This is a genomic window from Desulfovibrio oxyclinae DSM 11498, from assembly GCF_000375485.1.
GTDB lineage: Bacteria > Desulfobacterota > Desulfovibrionia > Desulfovibrionales > Desulfovibrionaceae > Pseudodesulfovibrio > Pseudodesulfovibrio oxyclinae.
Window position 1 is genome coordinate 1 of the sequence record NZ_AQXE01000032.1, and the last position, 1,187, is coordinate 1,187.

The window sequence follows — 1,187 nt, forward strand, 5'->3', positions numbered from 1 at the left end:
CTTCTAAGCCAACCTCCTGGATGTATCAGCAACTCCACCACCTTTCCCACTTAGTATGGATTTGGAGACCTTAGCTGTCGATCTGGGCTGTTTCCCTCTTGGCCATGGACCTTCGCACCCATAGCCTGACTCCCGGGAAGCATCTTACGGCATTCGGAGTTTGAGAAGGGTTGGTAACCTGGTGGGGCCCCTAGCCTTATCAGTGCTCTACCTCCGCAAGACTCGTTCCCGAGGCTATACCTCAATATATTTCGGGGAGAACCAGCTATCACCGGGTTTGATTGGCCTTTCACCCCTATCCACAAGTCATCCAAATCATTTTCAACTGATACTGGTTCGGTCCTCCACTCAGTTTTACCTGAGCTTCAACCTGCTCATGGATAGATCACCCGGCTTCGGGTCTACTCCGCAGTACTCGTCGCCCTATTCGGACTCGCTTTCGCTACGGCTACACTAACGCTTAACCTCGCACTACAGAATAACTCGCTGGCCCGTTATGCAAAAAGCACGCTGTCACGGAACAAGTCCGCTCCAACAGCTTGTAGGCAACCAGTTTCAGGTTCTATTTCACTCCCCTAACAGGGGTTCTTTTCACCTTTCCCTCACGGTACTGGTTCGCTATCGGTCGCTAAGGAGTATTTAGCCTTGGAAGATGGTCCTCCCAGATTCCCACGGGGTTTCACGTGTCCCGCGGTACTCAGGAACCGTCTACGCCGCTGTTCGACTTCGGGTACGAGACTTTCACTCTCTACGGTCAGGCTTCCCAGCCTGTTCCCCTATCTAATCACGGATCGATGATGACGGCCCTACAACCCCGAATGGTCGAAACCATCCGGTTTGGGCTAATCCAGGTTCGCTCGCCGCTACTACCGGAATCTCTCTTGATTTATTCTCCTCCGGGTACTGAGATGTTTCACTTCCCCGGGTTTGCTTCCAAGAGCCTATGTATTCAGCTCAAGGATAACAGGATATGAATCCTGCTGGGTTCCCCCATTCGGAAATCTGCGGGTCAAAGGATGTTTGACTCCTCGCCGCAGCTTATCGCAGCCTACCACGTCCTTCATCGCCTCTTAGCGCCTAGGCATCCACTAGTTGCCCTTATTAACTTATCTAACTAAGAATCCTCTCTCTCACCCTATTCAACTGTCAAAGATCATCCCCAAGATTCGGTTACCCGCCAGCCCCAC

At 52.1% G+C, this 1,187-nt stretch carries 1 rRNA gene; it reads right to left on the reverse strand.

Annotation, left to right across the window (positions count from 1 at the left end):
- Nucleotides 1–1,112 (reverse strand): 23S ribosomal RNA (locus tag B149_RS0116000); the annotation flags it as partial.
- Nucleotides 1,113–1,187 lie beyond the last annotated feature (75 nt).